The 22,308-nt window shown below is 74.3% G+C and carries 20 protein-coding genes; 13 read left to right on the forward strand and 7 right to left on the reverse strand.

The genetic code is table 11. The features are described from left to right. Window positions 1-4: 4 nt before the first annotated feature. Window positions 5-1,204, reverse strand: a complete 1,200-nt coding sequence (locus BUE43_RS03675; RefSeq protein ID WP_073479845.1) for a homogentisate 1,2-dioxygenase — start codon at window positions 1,202-1,204, stop codon at window positions 5-7. A 69-nt stretch (window positions 1,205-1,273) separates the two neighbouring features. Here BUE43_RS03675 and BUE43_RS03680 point away from each other — a divergent pair, with 69 nt between their 5' ends. The 3 genes from BUE43_RS03680 to BUE43_RS03690 are packed head-to-tail and all read left to right on the forward strand — an operon-like array spanning window position 1,274 to window position 4,052. After that, window positions 1,274-2,152 (forward strand): hypothetical protein, encoded by an 879-nt coding sequence (locus BUE43_RS03680; protein WP_268844405.1) that lies wholly within the window; start codon window positions 1,274-1,276, stop codon window positions 2,150-2,152. Beyond that, window positions 2,149-3,363, forward strand: a complete 1,215-nt coding sequence (fahA, locus tag BUE43_RS03685; protein ID WP_073479846.1) for a fumarylacetoacetase — start codon at window positions 2,149-2,151, stop codon at window positions 3,361-3,363. Before BUE43_RS03680 ends, fahA begins: the two co-directional genes overlap by 4 nt. A 2-nt stretch (window positions 3,364-3,365) precedes the next feature. Further along, on the forward strand, window positions 3,366-4,052 hold the full coding sequence (locus BUE43_RS03690) for an IclR family transcriptional regulator (protein WP_073479847.1): 687 nt from the start codon (window positions 3,366-3,368) through the stop codon (window positions 4,050-4,052). A 49-nt stretch (window positions 4,053-4,101) separates the two neighbouring features. On the opposite strand, the gene BUE43_RS03695 is transcribed toward BUE43_RS03690, so the two are convergent. Beyond that, the gene (locus BUE43_RS03695) at window positions 4,102-4,713 is read right to left on the reverse strand and encodes a TMEM165/GDT1 family protein (protein WP_083959270.1); all 612 of its coding nucleotides are present in this window, start codon (window positions 4,711-4,713) and stop codon (window positions 4,102-4,104) included. Between the two features lie 387 nt (window positions 4,714-5,100). Between BUE43_RS03695 and BUE43_RS03700 the strand changes: the two genes are divergently transcribed. The 4 genes from BUE43_RS03700 (at window position 5,101) to BUE43_RS03715 (ending at window position 12,556) form a co-directional block, all read left to right on the forward strand. Beyond that, window positions 5,101-6,657, forward strand: a complete 1,557-nt coding sequence (locus tag BUE43_RS03700) for a cytochrome ubiquinol oxidase subunit I (RefSeq protein ID WP_073479849.1) — start codon at window positions 5,101-5,103, stop codon at window positions 6,655-6,657. A gap of 13 nt (window positions 6,658-6,670) precedes the next feature. Continuing rightward, on the forward strand, window positions 6,671-7,678 hold the full coding sequence (cydB, locus tag BUE43_RS03705) for a cytochrome d ubiquinol oxidase subunit II (protein WP_073479850.1): 1,008 nt from the start codon (window positions 6,671-6,673) through the stop codon (window positions 7,676-7,678). Further along, on the forward strand, window positions 7,675-11,094 hold the full coding sequence (gene cydD / locus BUE43_RS03710) for a thiol reductant ABC exporter subunit CydD (protein ID WP_073479851.1): 3,420 nt from the start codon (window positions 7,675-7,677) through the stop codon (window positions 11,092-11,094). The genes cydB and cydD overlap by 4 nt, the downstream gene beginning before the upstream one ends. 304 nt (window positions 11,095-11,398) lie before the next feature. Continuing rightward, window positions 11,399-12,556, forward strand: a complete 1,158-nt coding sequence (locus BUE43_RS03715; protein ID WP_073479852.1) for a GAF domain-containing sensor histidine kinase — start codon at window positions 11,399-11,401, stop codon at window positions 12,554-12,556. 9 nt (window positions 12,557-12,565) lie between these two features. Here the strand turns inward: BUE43_RS03715 and BUE43_RS03720 are convergent, their stop codons facing one another. Together BUE43_RS03720 and BUE43_RS03725 are read right to left on the reverse strand one after the other, a co-directional pair. Next, complete coding sequence (locus BUE43_RS03720) at window positions 12,566-13,216, reverse strand: response regulator (protein WP_073479853.1); 651 nt, start codon at window positions 13,214-13,216, stop codon at window positions 12,566-12,568. Window positions 13,217-13,327: 111 nt separating this feature from the next. Then, window positions 13,328-13,927 (reverse strand): macro domain-containing protein, encoded by a 600-nt coding sequence (locus tag BUE43_RS03725; protein ID WP_073479854.1) that lies wholly within the window; start codon window positions 13,925-13,927, stop codon window positions 13,328-13,330. A 141-nt stretch (window positions 13,928-14,068) separates the two neighbouring features. Between BUE43_RS03725 and pheA the strand changes: the two genes are divergently transcribed. Then, window positions 14,069-15,016 carry a prephenate dehydratase gene (gene pheA, locus BUE43_RS03730; RefSeq protein WP_073479855.1) on the forward strand — a complete coding sequence of 316 codons (948 nt, stop codon included), beginning with the start codon at window positions 14,069-14,071 and terminating at the stop codon, window positions 15,014-15,016. Beyond that, window positions 15,013-15,627: a histidine phosphatase family protein gene (locus BUE43_RS03735; RefSeq protein WP_073479856.1), complete on the forward strand. Its 615-nt coding sequence runs from the start codon at window positions 15,013-15,015 to the stop codon at window positions 15,625-15,627. Before pheA ends, BUE43_RS03735 begins: the two co-directional genes overlap by 4 nt. Window positions 15,628-15,831: 204 nt before the next feature. On the opposite strand, the gene BUE43_RS03740 is transcribed toward BUE43_RS03735, so the two are convergent. Continuing rightward, window positions 15,832-16,182, reverse strand: a complete 351-nt coding sequence (locus BUE43_RS03740) for a metallopeptidase family protein (RefSeq protein ID WP_073480252.1) — start codon at window positions 16,180-16,182, stop codon at window positions 15,832-15,834. Window positions 16,183-16,187: 5 nt separating this feature from the next. Then, window positions 16,188-17,213, reverse strand: coding sequence for a septum formation family protein (locus tag BUE43_RS03745; RefSeq protein ID WP_234995510.1), 1,026 nt, complete (start codon window positions 17,211-17,213; stop codon window positions 16,188-16,190). A 318-nt stretch (window positions 17,214-17,531) separates the two neighbouring features. Here BUE43_RS03745 and BUE43_RS03750 point away from each other — a divergent pair, with 318 nt between their 5' ends. From BUE43_RS03750 to serS, 4 genes are all read left to right on the forward strand, one after another. Then, entirely contained in the window at window positions 17,532-18,155 is a 624-nt protein-coding gene (locus tag BUE43_RS03750) for a hypothetical protein (protein ID WP_234995511.1), read from the forward strand. Window positions 18,156-18,159: 4 nt separating this feature from the next. Beyond that, complete coding sequence (locus BUE43_RS03755) at window positions 18,160-19,326, forward strand: glutathionylspermidine synthase family protein (protein ID WP_073479858.1); 1,167 nt, start codon at window positions 18,160-18,162, stop codon at window positions 19,324-19,326. A gap of 94 nt (window positions 19,327-19,420) precedes the next feature. Further along, window positions 19,421-19,891: a DUF350 domain-containing protein gene (locus BUE43_RS03760; protein WP_073479859.1), complete on the forward strand. Its 471-nt coding sequence runs from the start codon at window positions 19,421-19,423 to the stop codon at window positions 19,889-19,891. 181 nt (window positions 19,892-20,072) lie between these two features. After that, window positions 20,073-21,341 (forward strand): serine--tRNA ligase, encoded by a 1,269-nt coding sequence (serS, locus tag BUE43_RS03765; RefSeq protein WP_073479860.1) that lies wholly within the window; start codon window positions 20,073-20,075, stop codon window positions 21,339-21,341. A 260-nt stretch (window positions 21,342-21,601) separates the two neighbouring features. Here the strand turns inward: serS and BUE43_RS03770 are convergent, their stop codons facing one another. Continuing rightward, window positions 21,602-22,237 (reverse strand): endonuclease, encoded by a 636-nt coding sequence (locus BUE43_RS03770; RefSeq protein ID WP_073479861.1) that lies wholly within the window; start codon window positions 22,235-22,237, stop codon window positions 21,602-21,604. Between the last annotated feature and the right edge of the window lie 71 nt (window positions 22,238-22,308).

Consider the following 22,308-nt stretch of genomic DNA (forward strand, 5'->3'; position numbering starts at 1 on the left):
TGGTTCAGCTCCAGTCGGGGCCGCGCCGCGCCCAGGTCCAGGCGTAACGCGGGTCCTCGCACGCCTGCGCGCCCTCGCCCAGCTCCAGCGGTCGGAACGTGTCGACCATGACCGCGAGCTCGTCGAAGTGCTCCGCGCCCAGCGACGCCTCGACCGCGCCCGGCTGCGGCCCGTGCGTGCAGCCCGACGGGTGCAGGGACAGCGAGCCGATGCCGATGCCCGACCCCTTGCGGGCCTCGTAGTTGCCGCCGACGTAGAACATCAGCTCGTCGGAGTCCACGTTGGCGTGGTTGTAGGGCACCGGGACGGCCTGCGGGTGGTAGTCCACCTTGCGCGGGCAGAACGAGCAGACGACGAAGTTCGGCCCCTCGAACGTCTGGTGCACGGGCGGCGGCTGGTGCACCCGGCCGGTGATCGGCTCGAAGTCGCGGATGTTGAACACCCACGGGTACAGGCAGCCGTCCCAGCCGACGACGTCGAACGGGTGGTGCGCGTAGGTGAACCGGGTCAGCCCGTTCCGGTGCCGCACCAGCACGTCGGTGTCCCGCTCGGCCTCCTCGCCGGTGACGACCAGCGGCTCGGTCGGGCCGCGCAGGTCGCGTTCGCAGTACGGCGCGTGCTCCAGGAACTGGCCCTTCGCCGAGAGGTAGCGCTTGGGCGGGCCGATGTGCCCGGTGGCCTCCAGCACGAGCACGCGCAGCGGCTCGCCCTGGTCCGGGACCACCCGGTAGGTGGTGGAGGTCGGGATGACGACGTAGTCCCCGTCGCCGACCCGGAGCGCGCCGTAGATCGTCTCCACGACGCCCGCGCCGGTCTGCACGTAGAGCAGCTCGTCGCCGAACGCGTTGCGGTACAGCGGGCTGGGCCGGGTGGCGGCGGCGAAGCAGATCTTCACGTCCGGGTTGCCGAACAGCAGCCGCCGGCCGGTGACCGCGTCGACGTCGTCCGGCGCCTCCCACTTCAGCTCCTGGCTGCGGAAGTGCCTCGGCTTGAGCGGCAGGTTGGCGGTGGTGGCGCGGTCGTCCTCGGCGACCTGCACCGCGTCGACGATGGCCGTGGGCAGGTTGCGGTGGTACAGCAGCGCGGAGTCGGACGAGAAGCCCTCGACGCCCATCAGTTCCTCGGCGTAGAGGCCGCCGTCCGGTTTCCGGAACTGCGTGTGCCGCTTCCGGGGGATCTCCCCCACGCTGCGGTAGTAGGGCATTGGTCCCTCCGAGTGTTCGGATGTCGGACAGCTTTGTTCACGTGACCGAACACCACTAGCGTGGCAGGCGTGTCAAGCGCCGTTGAGCTCCGCGCGCCCGGACCGCGCGGCATCCCACCACTGCTGGCCAGGCTGGTCGATGACGCCGCGCTGTTCCCGCCGGGCAACGCGCCGATGCCGGACGCCGTCCGGGGCCACCTGCAGGCCAGGACCGGACCGCACGCCGGGGTCGTGGGGCTGTTCCTCTGCCCCGCGTCCCGGCTGCCCGAACTGATCAGCGAACTGGTGAAGGCCAAACCCACCGCTCCGGTGGGGCTCTCCCTGGTGATCGACACCGGCATGGGCGGCGTGCCCAAGGCGGTCTCGATCGTCGAGTCCCGCCGCGAGCTGCTCGCGCTGCGCATGGTCGAGATGCCGGCGCCCACCGACGTCGACGACGTGTGGCTGGAGCGGGTGGCCGAGTTCGTGCCCGAGGACGCGATCCGCGTGCTCGAACCCCGTCGACCCAGCCCCGGCGACCGGGCCGAGTGGCTGACCAGCATCCGCAAGGTCGCCGAGCACGGCTGCTGGCCCAAGCTGCGGTGCGGCGGGGTCACCGCCGAGGCGTTCCCGAGCGTCGAGGAGGTCTCCGACTTCCTCGCGGTCGCCACCACCACCGGGGTGCCGTTCAAGGCGACCGCCGGCCTGCACCACGCCGTCCGGCACGGCGACCCCGAGACCGGCTTCCAGCACCACGGTTTCCTGAACCTGCTGCTGGCCACCGCGCGGTCGCTGTCGGGCCGGGACGTGCGGGCGGTGCTGGAGTCGACCGACGCGGCGGCGCTGGCCGCCGAGGCGCGGGCGCTGCCGGAGCCGGCGGCGCACGCGGTGCGCGCGGTGTTCTCCTCCTACGGCTCCTGCTCGCTGTCCGAACCCGTCGAGGACCTGGAAGGGCTGGGGTTGCTGTGAGCTGGATCGACGATCCCGCGTTCCGGACGGACCAGCCGTTCGGCCCGCAGACGTTGCCCTACGGCGTGGTGGACGTGGACGGCGGTCCCGTGGTCGCGGTGCGGGTGGGCGACCACGCGCTGCCGTTGCGGTCCGTCGCCGCCGACCTGGGTGACGGGCTGGCCGACCTGGTGTCCGCCGACTCGCTCGACCCGCTGCTGGCCGCGGGCCGGCCGGTGTGGAGCGAGCTGCGCGCCCGGCTGACCGACCTGGTCACCACGGACGCGGCGCCGAGGGGCGCGCGGCTCGTGCCCCTGGCCGAGGCGCCGGCCCGGCTGCCGTTCACCGTGGCCGACTACGTCGACTTCTACTCCTCGCGCAACCACGCGGAGAACGTCGGGCGGATCTTCCGGCCGGACGGCGCCGCGTTGCTGCCCAACTGGACGCACCTGCCGGTCGGCTACCACGGCCGCGCCGGCACGGTCGTGGTGTCGGGCACCGACGTGGTCCGCCCGAGCGGGCAGAGCCGCGCCCCCGGCGTCGAGCTGCCCGGGTTCGGCCCGAGCCGGCGGCTCGACATCGAGGCCGAGGTGGGCTTCGTGTGCGGCGGACCGGTGCGGTCGAGGGTGCCGGTCGCCGACGTCGCGGAGCACGTGTTCGGCGTGGCGCTGGTCAACGACTGGTCGGCGCGCGACATCCAGGCGTGGGAGTACCAGCCGCTGGGCCCGTTCCTGGGCAAGTCCTTCCTCACCTCGGTGAGCGCGTGGATCACCCCGCTGGAGGCGCTGGCCGCGGCCCGCGTGCCGGTGGCCGGCCCCGACCACCCCCTGCTCGACTACCTGGTCGAGGCGGAGCCGTGGGGCCTGGACCTGGCGCTGGAGGTGCGGTGGAACGACAGCGTCGTGTCGCGTCCGCCGTTCTCGGCGATGTCCTGGTCCTGCGCCCAGCAGCTCGCGCACATGACCGTCAACGGCGCGACGGTGCGCCCCGGCGACCTGTTCGCCTCCGGCACCGTGTCCGGGCCGGAGAAGGCGCAGCGGGGCTGCTTCCTGGAGCTGTCCTGGGGCGGCAGGGAGCCGATCCGGCTGGAGTCCGGCAACGGCGCGGTGGTCGAGCGCACCTTCCTGGAGGACGGTGACACCGTGGTCATCACGGGCACCGCACCCGGGGTGGACGGGGCGGTCGTCGGGCTGGCGGAGGTGGCCGGCACGGTGCGGGCCGCGGTGAGCTGACGGTGGTCGCGCCGACAGCGCGGCCGGGCGGCCAGCGGCCGACCCCGCCGGGCAAGGAGAGCTCGCTGACCCTGGAGCGGGGCCTGGCCCTGCTCCAGGCGGTCGCCGACGCCGACACCGAGGCGCCCAGCATCAGCGACCTGGCCGCGGCGATCGGCGCCAGCCGGGCCGCCGTCTACCGGCTGCTCGGGCCGTTGCAGGCCAGGGGCCTGGTGCGGCGGGAGGGCTCGAAGGTCCGGCTCGGGCTCGGCGTGCTCCGCCTGGCCGGCCGGGTCGTGCCGCAGCTGCGGTTCGCCGCCCTGCCGGTGCTGCGCGACCTGGCCGAACGGGTCGGCGCCACCGCGCACCTCACGGTGGCCGAGGGCGGGGAGGCGCAGGCGGTGGCCGTGGTCGAGCCGAGCTGGACCACGTTCCACGTGGCCTACCGGGTCGGCACCCGGCACCCCGTGTCCCGGGGCGCGGCCGGCCGGGCCATCGACCTGCCGGCGGGCGAGGGCGCGGCGGCCCAGGGCTGGGTGGTCACCCACAGCGAGCTCCAGTCCGGGGCGTTCGGCGTGGCGGCGCCCGTGCGGGGCGTGCCCGGCCTGCGGGCCAGCGTCGGGGTGGTCGCGATGGAGCAGCTCGACGTCGACGAGGTCGGGCCGCACGTGGTGACCGCGGCGGTGGCCGTGGCGGCGGCGCTGCAGTGACCGGCGTGCCGTCGGGCGCCGGCCGTGGCCCCGACGGCACGCCGGGCGCTCACGCGACGGCCTGGTAGGTGGCGACCAGGGCGAACGCGGCGAAGACGAAACCGGCCCCCCGCTGCACGAGGTGCGCCGGCACCCGGTCGCGGATGGCGCGGCCGACCAGCACCGCGAGCAGGGTGACGGACATCAGGGCCAGGAAGGCGCCGACGACGACGGCGACCGGCTCGGCGTAGCGGGCGGCGACGCCCACGGCCGCGAGCTGCGAGGCGTCGCCCCACTCGGCGGCGAACAGCGCGCCGAACGAGGTGAGGGCGGCTCGCCAGAACGTCGTCGCGGTGCGCGGCGGGCCGGTATCACCGGCCTCGGCGTCCTCGCCGTCCTCGTCGGGGCCGCCGAAGCCCTCCCGCAGCAGCAGCACCGCGCCGATGCCGAACACCAGGGCCACGGCGATGGCCACGAGCCGGCCGGGCAACAGGGTCAGCACGCTGCCGAAGGCGACCGCGATGACCGACTGCAGCGCGAAGGCGACGCTCGAACCCGCGATCACCGGCAGCGCCGGGTACCGGCCGGTCAGCACCAGCGTGAGCGCGGTCGTCTTGTCCGGCAGCTCCAGCAGGAACACCGCGCCGAAGGCGGTGACCAGCGCCAACATCCAGGAAGCCATCAGGGGGAGTCCTCCCGTCCAGGCTCGGACGGGGGCAGGGAAGGCAGCACGACCCCGACCGAGCATCGCTACTCGGCCGGAGGTCTCGTTCGCCCGGCGGCTCTCGGAGTCCGACGAGGTCGGACGGGTCGAGCACGGTCGCCGGGTGAGGGACCGGATCCCGTCGAACGGGATCAGTGTGTCGATCACCTCGCCGCCACCGCCGCACGGCGGTCGCGGGAACTACTCCCCTCAGGCAACTCCCATGCTAGCCCGGCCCGCGCGGGGGCCGTACCCCCGAGCTCGTGAAACTTCTCACGAGGTCCCGGGCAGGTCGGGACCAAGGTCCCAGCGGGACGGGACCGAGGTGCGCTGGTTGGGGTCCCTCTTCCGGGTGAACATGGCGGCGTGGACGTCCTCGATGTGGCGCGGTGGCAGTTCGGGATCACCACCGTCTACCACTTCCTGATGGTGCCGCTGACCATCAGCCTCGCGCTGCTGGTCGCGGGCATGCAGACCGCCTGGGTCCGGACCGGCCGGGCGAAGTACCTGGCCATGACCAAGTTCTGGGGCAAGCTCATGCTGGTCAACTTCGCCATGGGCGTGGTGACCGGCATCGTCCAGGAGTTCCAGTTCGGGATGGCGTGGAGCGCCTACTCCCGCTTCGTCGGCGACGTCTTCGGCGCGCCGCTGGCGATGGAGGGCCTGGTCGCGTTCTTCGTCGAGTCGACCTTCCTCGGCCTGTGGATCTTCGGGTGGGACCGGCTGCCGCGCCGCGTCCACCTCGCGTGCGCGTGGGCGTTCTCGCTGGCCACGATGGCCTCCGCGTACTTCATCCTGGCCGCCAACTCGTGGATGCAGCACCCGGTCGGCGTGGAGCTGGTCGACGGCCGGCCCCGGCTGACCTCCATCTGGGCGGTGCTGACCAACAACACCGTGCTGGCGGCGTTCCCGCACACCATCGCCGGCGCGTTCGCCGTCGGCGGCTCGTTCCTGGTCGGCATCGCCTCGTGGCACCTGTGGCGCCGGCACCGGGACACGCCGGCCGAGAACCAGGACCGCCAGGTGTGGCGGGCGTCGGTGAAGGTCGGCGGCTGGGTGGGCGTCGTCGCCTACGCCGCCCTGGCCCTCAGCGGCGACCTCCAGAGCAAGCTGATGTTCGAGCAGCAGCCGATGAAGATGGCGGCGGCCGAGGCGCTGTGCCACTCCGAGCGGCCGGCGAGCTTCTCCGTCTTCGCGGTCGGCGACGTGACGCGGCCGGACTGCGAGAACGTCAAGAGCCTCACCGTGCCGGCCCTGCTGTCGTTCCTGGCGAAGAGCGACTTCACCAGCGAGATCAAGGGCATCCAGGACCTCCTGCCCGAGTACCGGGCGAAGTACGGGACGAACTACCCGGACGACCCTCGGCTGGGGGAGCTGTCGGGCAAGCCGATCGACTACGTGCCGGCGCTGCCGGTCACCTACTGGGGCTTCCGGCTGATGATCGGCTTCGGCGGGGTCGCGGCCGGCATGGGCCTGCTGGCGCTCTGGGCGATCCGCCGCGGCCGGGTCCCCGCCGGCCGCTGGTTCCCCGCGCTGGGGCTGCTCACGATCGCCACCCCGTTCCTGGGCAACAGCTTCGGCTGGGTCTTCACCGAGATGGGCCGGCAGCCGTTCGTCGTCGTGCCCAACCCGAGCGGGGTGGACGGCGTGTGGATGTACACGGCGCAGGCGGTGTCCTCCGGGGTCACCGTGGGCGAGATGCTCACCTCGCTGGTCGCGCTGACCACCGTCTACGGCGTGCTCGCCGGTGTGGAGTTCTACCTGCTGCGGCGGTACGCGCGGGCCGGCGTGGCCGCGGTCCTGCCCGGCTGGGACCGGCCGGAGCCGGAGCCCGGCGGGGGAGACCCCGACGCGGGAGACACCGGCGGGGGAGACGGCGCGGGCGACCGGAAGCCCGACGACGTCCTGGCCTTCGCCTACTGAGGAGCGTGGCGACGTGGATTTGGCGACGTTCTGGTTCATCGTCATCGCCGTGCTGTGGCTGGGGTACCTCTTCCTGGAGGGCTTCGACTTCGGCGTCGGCATGCTGCTGCCCGTCCTGGCCAGGGACGAGACCGAGCGCCGGGTCATGGTGAACACCATCGGCCCGGTCTGGGACGGCAACGAGGTCTGGCTGCTGGTGGCCGGCGGCGCGACGTTCGCCGCCTTCCCCGGCTGGTACGCGTCCCTGTTCAGCACCGCCTACCTGCCGCTGCTGCTGGTGCTGCTGGCGCTGATCGGGCGCGGTGTGGCGTTCGAGTACCGGGGGAAGGTGGACAGCCGGCGCTGGCGGGCCACCTGGGACCGGGTGATCATGTTCGGCTCGTGGGTGCCGGCGTTCGGCGTCGGCCTGGTGCTCAGCGCGAACGTGCTCGGCCTCCCGCTGGACGCGCGCGGCGACCGCGTCGGCTCGCCGCTGGTCATGGTGCGCTGGGAGACGCTGCTCGGCGCGCTCGCGCTCGTCGGCTTCTGCCTGGTGCACGGCGCGGCCTTCATCGCGCTGAAGACCGAGGGCGACATCCGCGAGCGGGCCCGCCGGCTCGCGGTGCGCGTCGCGCCGGTGGCCCTCGCCCCGCTGGTGGCGCTCCTGTTGTTGGTCCAGGTGCGGGCGGGCGAGGGCTGGACCTGGGCGCCGCTCGCGGTCGCGGTGCTCGCCGCCGGCGCGGCGGTCGCCCAGCTCGCGCGGGGGCGCGAGGGCTGGGGCTTCGCGTTCCTCGGAGTCGCGGTCGCGGCCGCGGTGACCACCCTGTTCGGCGCGCTCTACCCGGACGTCATTCCGTCCACTGTGGACGCGGCGAACTCGCTCACCGTGCACAATGCGGCGTCCAGCCCCTACACGTTGACCGTGATGACCTGGGTGGCCGCCTTCGGGACCCCGGCCGTGCTGGTCTACCAGGGCTGGACCTACTGGGTGTTCCGCAAGCGCATCGGGACGCGGCACATCCCGTCGGTGCACGTGCCGTGAGCACCCAGCCCAGGGGGCCGCTCGGGGCGCTGCCGAGGCTGTCCCGCTCGACCAGGACCGCGCTGCTCGGCTGCGCGGTCCTGGCCGGCCTGAACGCCGCCGCGCTGGTCGCCCAGGCGTGGGGGCTGGCGACCGCGCTGGCGGCCGTGGTGACCCGCGGTGCCGACCCGGCCGCCCTCACCCTGCCGGTCGGCGTCCTGGCCGGCGCGGTGCTGGCCAGGGCCGGGCTGGGCTGGGCGCTGGAGACGGTGTCGGCGCGGGCGGCGGCGGGCGCCAAGGAGGAGCTGCGGGCCGCGGTGCTGGACCGGGCGCTGCGCCTGGGGCCGGAGTGGATCGCGCGCTCGGACCGGGCGGACCGGGGGCCGGCCGGCCTGACCGCGGTGGCGACCAGCGGGCTGGACGCGCTCGACGCCTACTTCACCCGCTACCTGCCGGCTCTGGTCACCGCGGCCGTGGTGCCCCCGCTGGTGGGGGCGTGGGTGTTGGCAGCGGACTGGGTGTCGGCGGCGCTGATCGCGGTGACCGTCCCGCTGATCCCGCTGTTCGCGATCCTGGTCGGCCGGTTCACCGAGGCCAGGGCGGCGCGGGCGGCCGACGCCACCGCGCGGTTGTCGGGGCACCTGCTGGAGTTGGTGCGGGCGTTGCCGGTGCTCACCGCCTTCGGCCGTGCCGCGGCGCAGATCCGCACGGTCCGGCGGGTCGGCGAGGCGCACCGGGCGGCGACCATGCGCACGCTGCGGGTCGCGTTCCTGTCCGCCCTGGCGCTGGAGCTCGTCGCCACCCTGTCGGTGGCGTTGGTCGCGGTCGGCGTCGGCGTTCGCCTGGTGCACGGCGAGCTTGACCTGGCGACCGGGCTGCTCGTCCTGGTCCTCGCGCCCGAGTGCTACCAGCCGCTGCGGGCGGCGGGGGCGGCCCACCACGCCAGCGAGGACGGGCTGGAGGCCGTGCGGCGCGTCGCGGAGATCTGCTCTTCCCCTCCGCTCCCGGGACAGCCCCCACCCGCCCTGGGGGGCGAGCCCCGCTCCAGCCTATCGAGCGCGCGACCAGCCAGGAAGCACACGAAGCCGGCCTGTGGACAACCCGAGGACCTGTGGACAACTCCCTCCACCACCGAGGGAAGTCCGCCCGGCCAAAACGGTCTTCTGGTAGAGGACCTGCGGGTTGGCCGCCGCGACGGCTTCGCCCCCGACGGGCTGACCTTCCACGCCCAGCCGGGTGAGATCACCCGGCTGGAGTCACCCAGCGGAACCGGCAAGTCCACCACCTTCGCCGTCCTGCTCGGCTTCGTCCGGCCCGACTCCGGCCGCGTCGCCGTCCACGGGGTTGATCTGTCCACAATGGATGCCGAAGAGTGGCGGCGGCAGGTCGCGTGGGTCCCGCAGCGCCCGGCCTTCGGCGGGGGGACGGCCGCCGAGGAGATCGCGCTGGCCCTGGCCGACCGCGACCGCGCCCCCACCCGCGACGAGATCACCGGGGTGCTCGACGACGTCGCGGCCCGCCACCTCGCCGACCGCCGCGTCGACCAGCTGTCCACGGGCGAACGGCAACGCGTCGCCGTCGCCAGGGCGTTGCTGCGCGTGCGGCACGGCGCCCGGCTCCTGCTGCTCGACGAACCCACCGCGCACCTGGACCCCGCCACCGCCGGGCATGTCATGGCCGCGGTCCGCCGCGCCGCGGACTCCGGAGTCGCGGTGGTCCTGGCCAGCCACCGGGAGGCGACGCCGGCGCCCGACGTCGAGCCGCCCGCCCCGACGCGGGAGACGGACGAGGCGGAGACGCCGGAACCCGCCCCCCTGCGCCGGCTGCTGGACCGCCGGCTGCTCGCCGGCGCCGGACTCGGCGCGCTCGCGCTCGCCTGCGGCGTCGCGCTGACCGCCACCGCCGCGTGGCTGATCGCCCGGGCGTCGCAGCAGCCGCCGATCCTCACGCTGACCGTCGCCGTGGTGGCCGTCCGCACGTTCGGCCTCGCCAAGGGCGTGGTGCGGTACCTGGAACGCCTGGTGTCGCACGACGCCGCATTCCGCCTCGCCGGCCGACTCCGGCAGCGGCTGTGGACGGCGCTGGTCCGGCTCGGCCCCGCGCGCGCCGCCCGGCTCCAACGCCACGACGGCCTCCAGCGCCTGGTGGACGACACGGACGCGGTGCGCGACCTCGTGCCCCGAGTGGTGTTGCCACCGCTGACGGCGGTGCTGGTCGGGCTGGGCGCGGTCGTCCTGCAGACCGCGGTGCTGCCCTCGGCCGGTCTGGTGCTCGCGATCGCGCTGCTCGTGGCCGGGGTGGTCGCGCCGTGGATCGCGGTCGTCGTGGAGCGGCACGCCAGCCGGACGCTGGCCGAGGGCCGCCGCCGGGTGGCCGCCGGCGTGCTGGGGTTGCTGGAAGCGGCCCCGGACCTGATCTCCTCCGGCGCGCACCACGGGCGACGCGCCGAGCTGGCGGCGGCGGACGCGGAGCTGGCCGCCCGGTCCCGCCGCCAGGCCCTGGGCACCGGCGCGGCCTCCGCCGTGGTGATCGCCGCGACCGGCGGGGCCGCGCTGGTCTGCGTGGTCCTGGCCGCGTCGGCGGTGCACGCGGGACAGCTCGACCCGGTGCTCGCGCCACTGCTCGCGCTGGTGCCCCTGGCCGTCGCGGAAACCCTCGCCGGGCTTCCGCTGGCCGCGCAGCTCGTGGGTTCGCTGCGCGCGGCGCACGCCAGGGTCTCCGCGCTCCTCGCCGAGGGCGAGCGGGCGGAGCAGCGGCCTGACCCGGCCCCGGGGGAGACCTCGGGCGCGGTGCGCCTGCGCGGCGTCTCCGCGCGGTGGCCGCGAGCGGCCGAACCGGCGTTGCGCGACGTCGACCTCGACCTGCCGGCCGGGACGCACGTCGCCGTGGTCGGCCCCTCCGGCTCGGGCAAGTCCACCCTGGTCGCCCTGCTCCTGGGCTTCCTGCGACCCGAGCACGGGGAGGGCCGCGTGCCCCAACGGGTCGCCTGGTGCCCCCAGGAGCCGATGCTGGTGTCCACGACCGTCCGGGAGAACCTGCGGCTCGCCGACCCGCACGCCGGAGACGACGACCTGCGCGTCGCCCTGCGGTCCGCCGGCCTCGGGTCCTGGGCCGACCGGCTGGACACGCTGGTGGGGACGGGCGGCGCCGCGGTGTCCGGCGGCGAGGCGCAGCGGCTCGCCCTGGCCAGGGCGTTGCTGCGGGCCCGCGACGCCGATCTCGTCCTGCTCGACGAGCCCGCGGCCCACCTCGACGTGCCGACCGCGGACGCGGTGCTGGCGGAGCTGCGCGCCACCCTGGCCGGCAGAACAGTCCTCCACGTCACCCACCGCCCGGACGAGGCCGCGACCGCCGACGTGGTGGTCGAGGTCGACCAGGGGCGGGTCCGCGTCCGCGAGCGACGGCTCCCAGAGGGTGTGGCGAGCGGACGTGGATGATCAGATTGTCTGACCGCCCGCTGGTCCGGAGCGGGCGGGTGTCCCGCATTGGCACTGAGGTGACCGTGGGTGATGCTTGGTTTCTCGCGCCTGCGGTCGCCGATCGGGTTCGGGTGTCCCGCATTGGCACTGAGGTGACCGTGGGTGATCCTTGGCTTCTCGCACCTGCGGTCGCCGATCGGGTTCGGGTGTCCCGCACTGGCACTGGAGGCGCCGTGGGTGATCACGTTTTCCGGCTGTCCGCGGGCGCGGACCGGGTGCGGGTGTCCCGCATGAACGCAGGGCCTAGCCTGGCATGAGACCCATGGACCCCACTCTCGCCACTCGCGCGCTCGCCGCGTCCACCGAGATCACCACCGCGGCGCTGGCCGGCGACGACCCCGACGCCGTGCTGCCGCTGGTGGTGCGGCGGGCCGCCGAGCTGACCGCCGCCGACCTCGGCGTGCTCACGGTGCGGACCGACGACGGCCGGCTCACCGTCGAGGCGGCGCACGGCACCGGCCAGGACGCCCAGAGCGTCGTCGGCAGCGTGCTCTCGGCCCGGTCGGCCGCCGCGCGGGTGGCGCGCAGCGGAGTGCCGATCGTGGTGGACGACCTGCTCGCCGATCCCCGCACCGCGCCGTTCGTCCCCCGCGCGCTCCGGGGCTGCGGGCCGTTCGCCGTGGTGCCGTTCGGCACCCGGGAGCGGAGGCTGGGCGCGCTCGCCGTGTACCGGCGGCGGGGCAACCCGCCGTTCACGCCGGTGGCCGTGGACCTGCTGCACTCCTTCGGCGCGCAGGCCGGCCTGGCGATGGTGCTCGCGGAGGGCGCGACCGCGCGCCAGCGGGTGGCGGTCTACCAGGAGCGCGACCGGATCGCCAGGGACCTGCACGACCTGATCGTGCAGCGGCTCTACGCGGCGGGGGTCCAGCTCGACCTGCTCGACCGGCGGCTCGCCGGTCAACTCGAACCGCAGGACGCCGCGCGGCTGGCGGAGGCCGTGGACCAGCTCGACCAGACGATCGCCGAGGTGCGCGCCACCGTGCGCGCCCTCACCTCGGCCGATCCCGGCGAGCAGGTCAGGGCGCCGGACCTGCTGGACTCGGTGCGCGCCGAGGTCGACACGGCGGGGGAGCTGCTCGGGGTCCGGCCCGCGCTGGAGGTCTCCGGCGACGTCGCCGGGGTTCCGGTGCCGGTGGCCGACCACGCCCGGGCCGCGCTGCGGGAGGCGTTGTCCAACGTCGTGCGCCACTCCGGCGCTCGCTCAGTCGTGGTCCGGTTGGTGCGCGACGGGTACGGGCTGCGGTTGCAGGTGGCCGACGACGGGTGCGGCATCCCGCCGGGTGTCACCCGACGCGGTCTGCGGCACCTGGAGGAACGGGCGGTGGCGGCCGGTGGGCGATGCACGGTGACCTCGTCGCCGCGCAGCGGCACCAACGTCACCTGGGAGGTCCCGCTCCCGGAGGCGACGGCCGCGCGGTAGCGCGAGCGGTCAGGAGTCGTCGCGGGAGCGCCGCCGGGCCACCCACGCGGCGGCCTGCGTGCGGCGTTCCATGCCGAGCTTGGCCAGCACCGAGGTCACGTAGTTCTTGACCGTCTTCTCGGCGAGGAACAGGCGGGCCGCGATCTGCCGGTTGGTCAGCCCCTCGCCGATCAGGTCGAGCACCCTGCGCTCCTGCTCGGTCAGCGCGGAGAGCTCGTCGCGGCCGCCGCTCTCGGCCTCGCGGCGCATCCGCTCCAGCACCCGGGCGGTGGTCACCGGGTCGAGGAGCGACCGGCCGGCCGCCACCTCGCGCACCGCGGTGACCAGGTCCTGGCCCCGGACCTGCTTGAGCAGGTAGCCGGCGGCGCCGGCGAGGATCGCCCCGACCAGCGCCTGTTCGTCGTCGAACGCGGTGAGCACCAGGCACCGGGGCGGCTCGGGCAGGTCGCGCAGCCGGCGGCACAGCGACACGCCGTCCCCGTCGGGCAGCCGCACGTCCACCACGGCCACGTCCGGCCGGCGGGCGCCCGCCATGACCAGCGCCTCGTCCACGCTGCCCGCCTCGGCGACCACCTCGATGTCGTCCTCGACCGCCAGCAGGTCGCGCAGCCCGCGCCGCACCACCTCGTGGTCGTCGACCAGCAGCACACGCACGGGCACGGCTCCCAGCCTAGGGCGGGGCCGTCGGCGGGCGGCGGCCGGCGTCAACGGCCGTCCGGATGTTGATCGCTGCGCCGTTCGCAGCCGCCCAGGGCTTCGGCCGCCCAGGACTCAGCCGCCGAAGACCTCGTCCCACGCGGCCCCCACCTGGCGGGCGCAGGTGTCCGGGTCGACCCCACCCACACCGGTGCCCAGGCCCGGCATCGCCAGGGAGCGCACCCGGCGCCGCACGGGGGTGCCGTCCTCCATCCACCCGTCCCGCCACAGCCGCAGGACGGCCCGCGCCGCGAGGTAGGGGTGGACGGTGTCGGCGGGCAGCCGCTCGCCAGGGGTGCGCATGGTCGGGGCGCTGATCAGCCACGCGGGGGAAGGCGCGCCGGTCGGCACCACCACCGCCTCGCCCACGGGCAGCTCCCCGCCGTGCAGCGCGAGCACCGCGCTCCGCACGTGCTGCTCGACCTGCGGGAACACCTGGGCGTACTGGGCGTCGACACCGCCCCGCATCCAGCCGTGCGAGTTCGCCGGGCTGATCACGGCGTCGACGTCGAGGTCGAACACCGAACCCGGGTGGACGGTCATCCCCGGCCGGCCGGCGGCGACTGCGCGCCAGGCCTGCGCCAGGGGCGCGTCCACGGCACACAGCACAAGCCGCGGTGTCGGTACCGCTCCGTTCGTCGGCCCCTCCGAATCGGCGGTCACGTCCCACAGCATTGCAGGAAACCGACACGGCGCGTAACAGGGAGGCACACCCACCCAGGGAGTGGGCCGCACCCTAGGCTGACGCTCTTACCCCACGTGGTGGCCTTGATCATGTTCCCGGCCGCCGCCCACCCGGTCGTCTAGGCTGGCCGCGTGCCGCGCATCGCTTACTTCGGGCCGGAAGGAACCTTCACGGAGCAGGCGACGCGCGCGTTCCTGGGCGATCCGCCCACCGACACCCGACCGGTGGCCCCGGACAGCGAGCTACGCCCGCTGGAGACGATCGCCGCCGCGCTCGACGCGGTGCGCTCCGGTGAGGCCGACGCCGCCTGCGTGCCGGTGGAGAACTCCGTCGAGGGGTCGGTGGCGGCCACGCTGGACGCGCTGGTCGCCGGCGACCCGCTGGTCGCGATCGCGGAGACCGTGCTGCCGATCCGGTTCACCGTGCTGGTCCGACCCGGCGCCGCCGCGGCCGACGTCCGCACCGTCGCCACCCACCCGCACGCCGCCGCGCAGGTGCGCGGCTGGTTGGCCGAGAACCTGCCCTCGGCGGCCGTGCTGCCGTCGTCGTCGACCGCCGCCGCCGCGGTGGGGGTGCTGGCCGGCGAGTACGACGCGGCGGTCGCCGCGCCGGCGGCCGCCGCCCGGTACCCGCTGGCGGCGCTGGCCACCGACGTCGCCGACGTCCGGGACGCGGTCACCCGGTTCCTCCTGGTCCGCCGGCCCGGCCCGGCCCCGGCCAGGACCGGCGCCGACCGGACCTCGGTCGCCGCGGTCACCGCCGACCGCATCGGCGCGTTGTCCGAGGTGCTCACCGTGCTCGCCGGGCACGGCATCAACATGACCCGCATCGAGTCCCGGCCCACCAGGAACCGGCTCGGCGAGTACCGGTTCTTCCTCGACTTCGAGGGCCACGTCGCCGACCACCGGGTCGGGGCCGCCCTGGCCGCGTTGCGCCGCCACTGCGCCGAGGTGCGCTTCCTCGGCTCCTTCCCCCGGGCCGACCAGGCGCCGAACACCGTCCCGACGACCACCGCCGACGAGGACTTCGCCTCGGCCCAGCGCTGGCTCACGGCGGTGCGGGAGGGGCGCGAGGCATGAGCGCCCCCCGACTGGTCCTGGTGCGGCACGGGCAGACCGAGTCCAACGTCCACCGCCGGCTCGACACCCGGCTGCCCGGACCCCCGCTGACCCCCGACGGGCGGGCGCAGGCCGAGGACTTGGCCCTGGACCTCGCGACCGAGCCCGTGGTCGCCGTGTACGCCAGCCGGGCTGTGCGCGCCCAGCAGACCGCCGCGCCCCTCGCCGCCCGGCACGGGCTCGACGTGCGGGTCCTCGACGGGGTGCACGAGGCGCAGGCCGGCGAGTTGGAGGGGCGGAACGACGCCGAGGGGTTGCAGCGCTACGAGGACGTCTTCACGGCGTGGTCGGAGCGGCGCGAGCTGGACGTGGCGATGCCCGGCGGCGAGAGCGGTCGGCAGATCGTGCACCGCTTCCTCGCCGACGCGCGGCGGGCGCGCGCCGCGCACGCCGACGGCACCGTCGTGCTGGTCAGCCACGGCACGGCCATCCGGCTCTGCGCCCCGCACCTGGTCGGCAACCCGGACTTCCTGGCCGGACTGGTCTACCTCCCCAACACCGGCCGGATCACGCTGGAGACCGACGGCGACGCGTGGCGCTGCGTGGAGTGGACCGGCATGCGGCTGGCCTGAGCCGCCGGCCCGCACTCGGACCTGGGCCGGCCGGGCCCCGATCCGTTGAGCCCGGCCCAGTTCGTGTCGGCGCTCGTCATCGATGACTGGAGTGGTGGCCGACCTCGTGCAGGACGGTGATGGCGACCTCGTCCTTCCCCATTCACTCAGGCCGAGCCCGGCGGGCCTGACGAGACAGGCCCCGATCGGCCAGGCTCCAACCGGTCAAGCCCAGCCCAGTTCGTGCAGGCGTTCGTCGTCGATGCCGAAGTGGTGGCCCACCTCGTGGATGACGGTGATCGCGATCTCGTCCACCACCTCGTCCTCGTCCTCGCACATCGCCAGCAACGGCTCGCGGAAGACGAAGATCCGGTCGGGCAGGACGCCGCCGTACTGCGAGTCGCGCTCGGTCAGCGCGATCCCCTCGTACAGGCCGAGGAGGTCGGGGTCGGACGGGTGGCGGTCCTCGACGAGCACGACGACGTTGCGCATCGCGGCCGCCAGCTCCTCGGGGATCAGGTCCAGCGCGTCGGCCACCAGCTCCTCGAAGCGGGCGCGGGTCATCTCCACGGGCACGCCGGTCACCCGCCCTGGGAGGTCGGGGGCGACGACGGGGCCTGCTGGTCGGCGTGGGCCGGCGGCCGCTCTGAGGGGTGGGGCGCGTCGGCCGGCGGCTGCACCGTGGTCGCGGGCGCGCCCGGCGGCACGGTGGCGGTGACGGCGGGAGCCGGCTCCTTGCCGACCACGACCTCGCCGCGCACGCTGCCGGTGACCGGAGCCAACCCGCTCTTGTCCGGCAGCGGGGCGCCCAGCTTGCAGTTCACCCGGCGGGAGCCGACGATCCAGCTCTCCTGCGCCCGGTTGTCCCAGGCGATCTCCAGCCCCTTCTTCTTCACGTCCTGGCCGGGCGCGTACGGCCCGGCCAGCGCGGTGCAGGCGTTGAGCAGGGCCTCGTCCTGCTTCGCGAAGTCGGGGAACTCCTTCGGGAACTGGGCGCCGAGGTCCACGGTCCCGATGATCTCGTAGGAGTGGCGCTGGTCGCAGGTGACCGGGTCGCCGACGTTCCTGCCGTTGATCCCGAGGCAGATCCCGGTCTCGTAGACGTCGGACTGGTCCAGTTTGGACACGGGGCCGAACACCGGGTAGAGCGCGCCGGAGGCCGTGGGCACCTGGAGGCCGCACCGCAGGGTGCGGTCGCCGTTGCGCCACTCCTGCTCGCTGGTCAACGAGCTGACCTTGAACCGGCCGTGCGGGTCGAACCTGCCGGACAGGTACTGGTTCGCGACCGGCGTGCAGCGGTCCTGCTGGAGTTGTTGCCGCTGTTCGGCGGACGGGAACGGGGCGTCCTTGCCGTGGACGCCGGAGACGTCCACCACCCCGGTCATCTCGAAGAGGTGCTCCTCGGTGCAGGCCACCTGGTGGATGTCGGAGCGGTCCGCCCTGGTCCACTGCAGGCAGGCGCCGGGCGGCGCGGCGAGGGCCTGGGCACGGGCGGAGGCCTGGGCGGCCTGCGCGCGGTTCGTGGGGCCGCCGCCCGTGATGCTGTCCCAGGTCAGGACGGACGTCACGGTGATCGTGAGCACCGCGCCCACGAACGCACCGATCATCACCCGTCGGGTGTTCGTTGTGCGGCGGCCGACCAAGGGCCGTTCACTGCTGCTCGGGGCCATCTGTTCCATGATGCCGGGTGGCACGGGGCGTGCCGTCCATCTGGGTGACATCCGTTGCTTTTGTCGGACGATGCTCCGCCGAACGTGTGACGTGGGTACGGTGCGGGCCGGGAGTGGCTGATGACTGACAACGACAGGGCTCGTGACGAGGCGCCGGACCAGGGGACGGGGCGCGGCGAACCGCCCGCCGCCGGTGGTGTGCCGGGTCGCCCGCCCACGCCCCCGGAAAAGCCCTCTGCGCCCGGAATGCCCCCTGTGCCCGGAAAACCTCCTGTACCTGGGAAACCTCCTGCGGCGGGAGAGGGCGCCGAGCCGGGTCCGGACGCCCCCGAGGAGCCGGAACCGCCCGCCCCGCCGCGGAAGGGGACGATCCGCTACCAGGAGCCGGGGCAGACCGTCCCGCGCCCGCCCACGCTGGCCGAGCAACGCGCCCGGCAGCGGGCCGAGGACGAGGAGCGCGAACGGGAACGCGTCGCCCTGGAGCAGGCGGAGCGCAAGTCCCGGGTCCGCCGGCGCGTGCTCATCGGCGGTGGCGTGACCGTCGGCGTCGTCGCGGTGCTCGCCGTCGCCTACGCGGCCGCCAAACCCAAGCAGATGACGGCGCACTGCGTCAGCAAGGACCAGGTCGTCGTCAACGAGGACTACTGCGACGAGAACTACGTCCGCTCGCACGGCGGCCACGTCAGCGGCGGGTTCATCTTCCTGCCCGGTCCGGGCGGCATGACGCAGTACCACTACAACTACGGCGGCACCGGCGCCGTCGGGCAGACGGTCAGCGGTGGCAGCTCGGTGAAGCCGCCGGGCGCGGAGATCAAGACGCCGAGCGGGAAGTCCATCCAGCGGGGTGGGTTCGGCGTCAAGGGCAGCAGCGGGAGTTGACGAGTTGCGTCGCGAGCACTTCGAGCCACGCCGGGACTGGCAGCAGCGGATCGCCGAGCAGGGCCTGGTCTTCGGCTCGCCGTCGACCGCGGTCGACGGGTCGCCCCGTCCCTACTGGGACGAGTCCGTGCACTACGTGTTCGAGCTGGACGAGGTGCTCTCCCTGGAGGCCGACGTCGAGCTGCTGCACTCGATGTGCCTGGAGGCCGTGGACAACGTCGTGACCACCGAGCGGTACCGCGACTTCGGCATCCCGGAGTGGCTGTGGCCCCGGATCGCCGAGTCGTGGCGCCGGCACGACCCGCACGTCTACGGGCGGTTCGACCTGCGGTACGACGGCAACGGCCCGGCCAAGCTGCTGGAGTACAACGCCGACACGCCCACCGCGCTGCTGGAGGCGTCGGTCGTGCAGTGGCACTGGCTGACCGACACGCACGAGGGGGACGACCAGTGGAACTCGCTGCACGAGAAGCTGGTGGAGCGCTGGGGCGAGATCGCCGACCGGCTGCCGGCCGGCGAGGTGCACTTCACCTGGTCGGCGGGGGACACCAGCGGGGAGGACCACCTGACCGTGGCCTACCTGCAGGAGACGGCGGCCGAGGCCGGGATGGACACCGTGGGGCTGGCGCTGGAGGAGATCGGCTGGGACGGCCAGCTCGCCCGGTTCGTCGACCTCGCCGAGGCGCCGATGCGGACGGTCTTCAAGCTCTACCCGTGGGAGTGGATCGTCGAGGAGGAGTTCGGCCGGCACGCGGTCGAGGGGCTGCCCGGCACGCTCTGGCTGGAGCCGCTGTGGAAGATGCTGCTGTCCAACAAGGCGCTGCTCGCGGTGCTGTGGGAGATGTACCCCGGCCACCCCAACCTGCTGCCGGCCTTCCTCGACCAGCCCGGCATGCTCACCGAGTATGTGCGCAAGCCCAAGCTGGGGCGTGAGGGCGCGAACATCCAGATCGTCGCGCCGGGCTACGAGCACGAGACCGGCGGGGTGTACGGCCAGGAGGGGCACGTCTACCAGCTCTTCGCCCCGCTGCCCGACTTCGACGGCATGCGGCCGGTGCTGGGCGCGTGGGTGGTCGGCGACACCGCGGCGGGCATGGGCATCCGGGAAACCACCGGCCTGGTCACCGACGACGGCGCGGCGTTCGTGCCCCACCGCATCCCGGGGGCCTAGGGTCCCCTCGTCGCCCGATCCGGGCGAACGGCACGAAGACCGCGAACCGCCGCGCCGCCGCCGGGGCCGGCGCGCCCACCGAGGAGGAAACCCAGTGACGAGCCAGCACGCGACGCAGGTCCTGGCCCTGCAGGAGGGCTTCGTGCACGCCATCGGCCGCGGGGTGGGCGCGATCGTGCTCTACGCCGTGGCGGGTCTGCTCCTGATGCTCGTCGGCTTCTACGCCATCGACCTGACCACCCCGGGCAAGCTCAGCGAGCTGGTGCGCGAGGGCCGGCCGAACGCCGTGGTGGTGACCTCGGTGGGGTTGGTCAGCATGGCGCTGATCATCGTGGTCGCGATCTACAACGCCGGTGGCCGGCTGGACGAGGGCCTGCTGTCCGCGATGATCTTCGGCTTGGTCGGCGTGATCGTGCAGGTGCTCGCCGTCCGGCTGCTGGAGTGGGTGACCCGGATCCAGCTCCGCGCGGTGATGCAGGCCGAGACGTTCGCGCCGACCAGCCTCGTCGTGGCGGCGGCGCACCTGGCGCTGGGGCTCGTGGTCGCGGTCGCCATCTCCGGCTGACGGACCCCCGCACCACCTCGCGGTCTCGGTGTCGGCGCAGGTCGGCGCGATGGCGGCGGTGGCACGGCCGACCCGCTGCCCCGGTGTGGAATGACCCGCCGCCCCGCGTCGCGGGGGCCCCGTCGGCGCGGGACCGAACTGGCGTGCGGCCGCCGACCGGGAGCGGCTAGGCTGACCTGCCGTGATTGACCTCAGGACGCTCCGCGAGGACCCGGACGCCGTGCGTGCCTCCCAGCGGGCAAGGGGCGAGGACCCCGCGCTGGTCGACGCGCTGCTCACCGCCGACGAGCGTCGGCGCTCCGTGGTGTCCCGCGCCGACTCCCTGCGCGCCGAGCAGAAGCAGCTCGGCAAGCAGGTGGGCAGGGTCAAGGGCGACGAGCGGACCGCGTTGCTCGCCAAGGCCAAGGAGCTGGCCGCCGAGGTCAAGGCCGCCGAGGCCGAGCAGAACGAGGCCGAGGCCGCGTTCGCCGAGGCGCACCGCCGGGTGTCCAACGTCGTCGAGGCGGGCGCTCCCGCCGGCGGCGAGGACGACTACGTCGTGCTCAAGCACGTGGGCGAGGCGCCCGAGTTCGACTTCGACGCCGGGGACCACCTCGCGGTGGCCGAGCGGCTCGGCGCCATCGACATGGAGCGTGGCGCGAAGGTCTCCGGCGCCCGGTTCTACTTCCTCACTGGCGTCGGCGCGCAGCTTGAGCTCGCGCTGCTCAACCTGGCCATGCAGCAGGCCGTCGCCGCCGGGTTCACCATGGTGGTCCCGCCGGTGCTGGTGCGCCCCGAGATCATGGAGGGCACCGGCTTCCTCGGCGCGCACGCCAGCGAGGTCTACCGGCTGCGCGACGACGACCTGTACCTGGTGGGCACCTCCGAGGTGCCGATGGCCGGCTACCACGCCGGCGAGATCATCGACCTGTCTGCCGGACCGCGCCGGTACGCGGGTTGGTCGTCCTGCTTCCGCAGGGAGGCCGGCTCCTACGGCAAGGACGTGCGCGGCATCATCCGCGTGCACCAGTTCAACAAGGTCGAGATGTTCTCCTACTGCCGGCCGGAGGAGGCCCACGACGAGCACCGGCGTCTGCTCGCGTGGGAGGAGGAGATGCTCGCCAAGGTCGAGCTGCCGTACCGCGTGATCGACGTGGCCGCCGGCGACCTGGGCGCCAGCGCGGCGCGCAAGTACGACTGCGAGGCGTGGGTGCCGAGCCAGGCCGCCTACCGCGAGGTCACCTCCACCTCGAACTGCACGACCTTCCAGGCGCGGCGGCTCTCGGTCCGGTACCGGGACGCGGACGGCCGGCCGCAGGTCGCGGCGACCCTCAACGGCACGCTGGCCACCACCCGGTGGATCGTCGCCATCCTGGAGAACCACCAGCGGGCCGACGGCTCGGTGCGGGTGCCCGAGGCGCTGCGGCCGTTCCTGGGCGGGCGTGAGGTCCTGGAGCCGCTCGCGCGGTGACGTGCCGGGCGGGGGCCGGGTGGTCGTGGACCACCTTCGTGGGGTGGATGAGCCGGGGTGTGCCCGACCTTCCTGTCGGGCACACCCCAGAAGTTCTGCGACCCCTGTGTTCTTGGGGGAACCCCCATTTTTACCGTCTCACGGGGGTCTGACAGTTTCGGGCCGGGAGGGTCGCCCGTGGGGGTGGCAGGGGCGGAAGATCCGCCGAACGGGTCCGGTCCCGCCCGTTTTCCCGCTGTGGTGAGGGAATCGCGCGCCGGTCACGCGGCCGCGGGGCTCCGCCTCCGTTCGAGGCCGACCCGGACCAGCGCGGCGGACAGGCGGGCCAGGTCGTCCCCGCGCGCGAACCGGGCGAGGCGGTCCGGATCGCGCGGCAGCCCCAGGCGCTCCGCGCCCACGAGCGCCCGCCGGTCGAAGTAGGGGCGCAGCTCAGGCCACACCGCCTGCGCCTCCCGGCAGAAGATGTCCGCCCCGACCTCGCCCACCCGGGGGAACTCCCGCAGCAGGCGCCGCAGCTCGCGGACGTCGCCGTCGGCCGCCGCCCGCAGCCGGCGCAGGTCGCCGCCGTAGGTGTCGAGCACCATCTGGGCGCCGGACGACAGGCGCGTCGACGTGCTCTCGTCGTAGCGCACGTAGTGGGCACGGCCGAGCGCGTGCACGCGCTCGCGCCAGGTGGCGTCCCGCATCTTCCTCGGGGTGGTCCAGCCCGCCGCGAACAGCTCCCGCGCGGCGGCCACGGCCAGGTCCGCCCTGATGCGGATCGAGAGCAGCACGGTGAGCACCAACAGCTGGTACAGCGGCGCGGGCTTGTCCGCGAGCCGGATTCCCGCCTCCTCGGCGTACGTCCGCCCGTGCTCTCGCAGCAGCTCGCGCACGACCGCCTTCGCGTCGGCCACGTCCCCGGCTACCCGTGCCTCCCGGCGAGTACGCCGCTGCCACGCCCAATACCCCCGCGGAGCAGCCGACA

The sequence above is a fragment of the Streptoalloteichus hindustanus genome (genome assembly GCF_900129375.1).
GTDB lineage: Bacteria > Actinomycetota > Actinomycetes > Mycobacteriales > Pseudonocardiaceae > Streptoalloteichus > Streptoalloteichus hindustanus.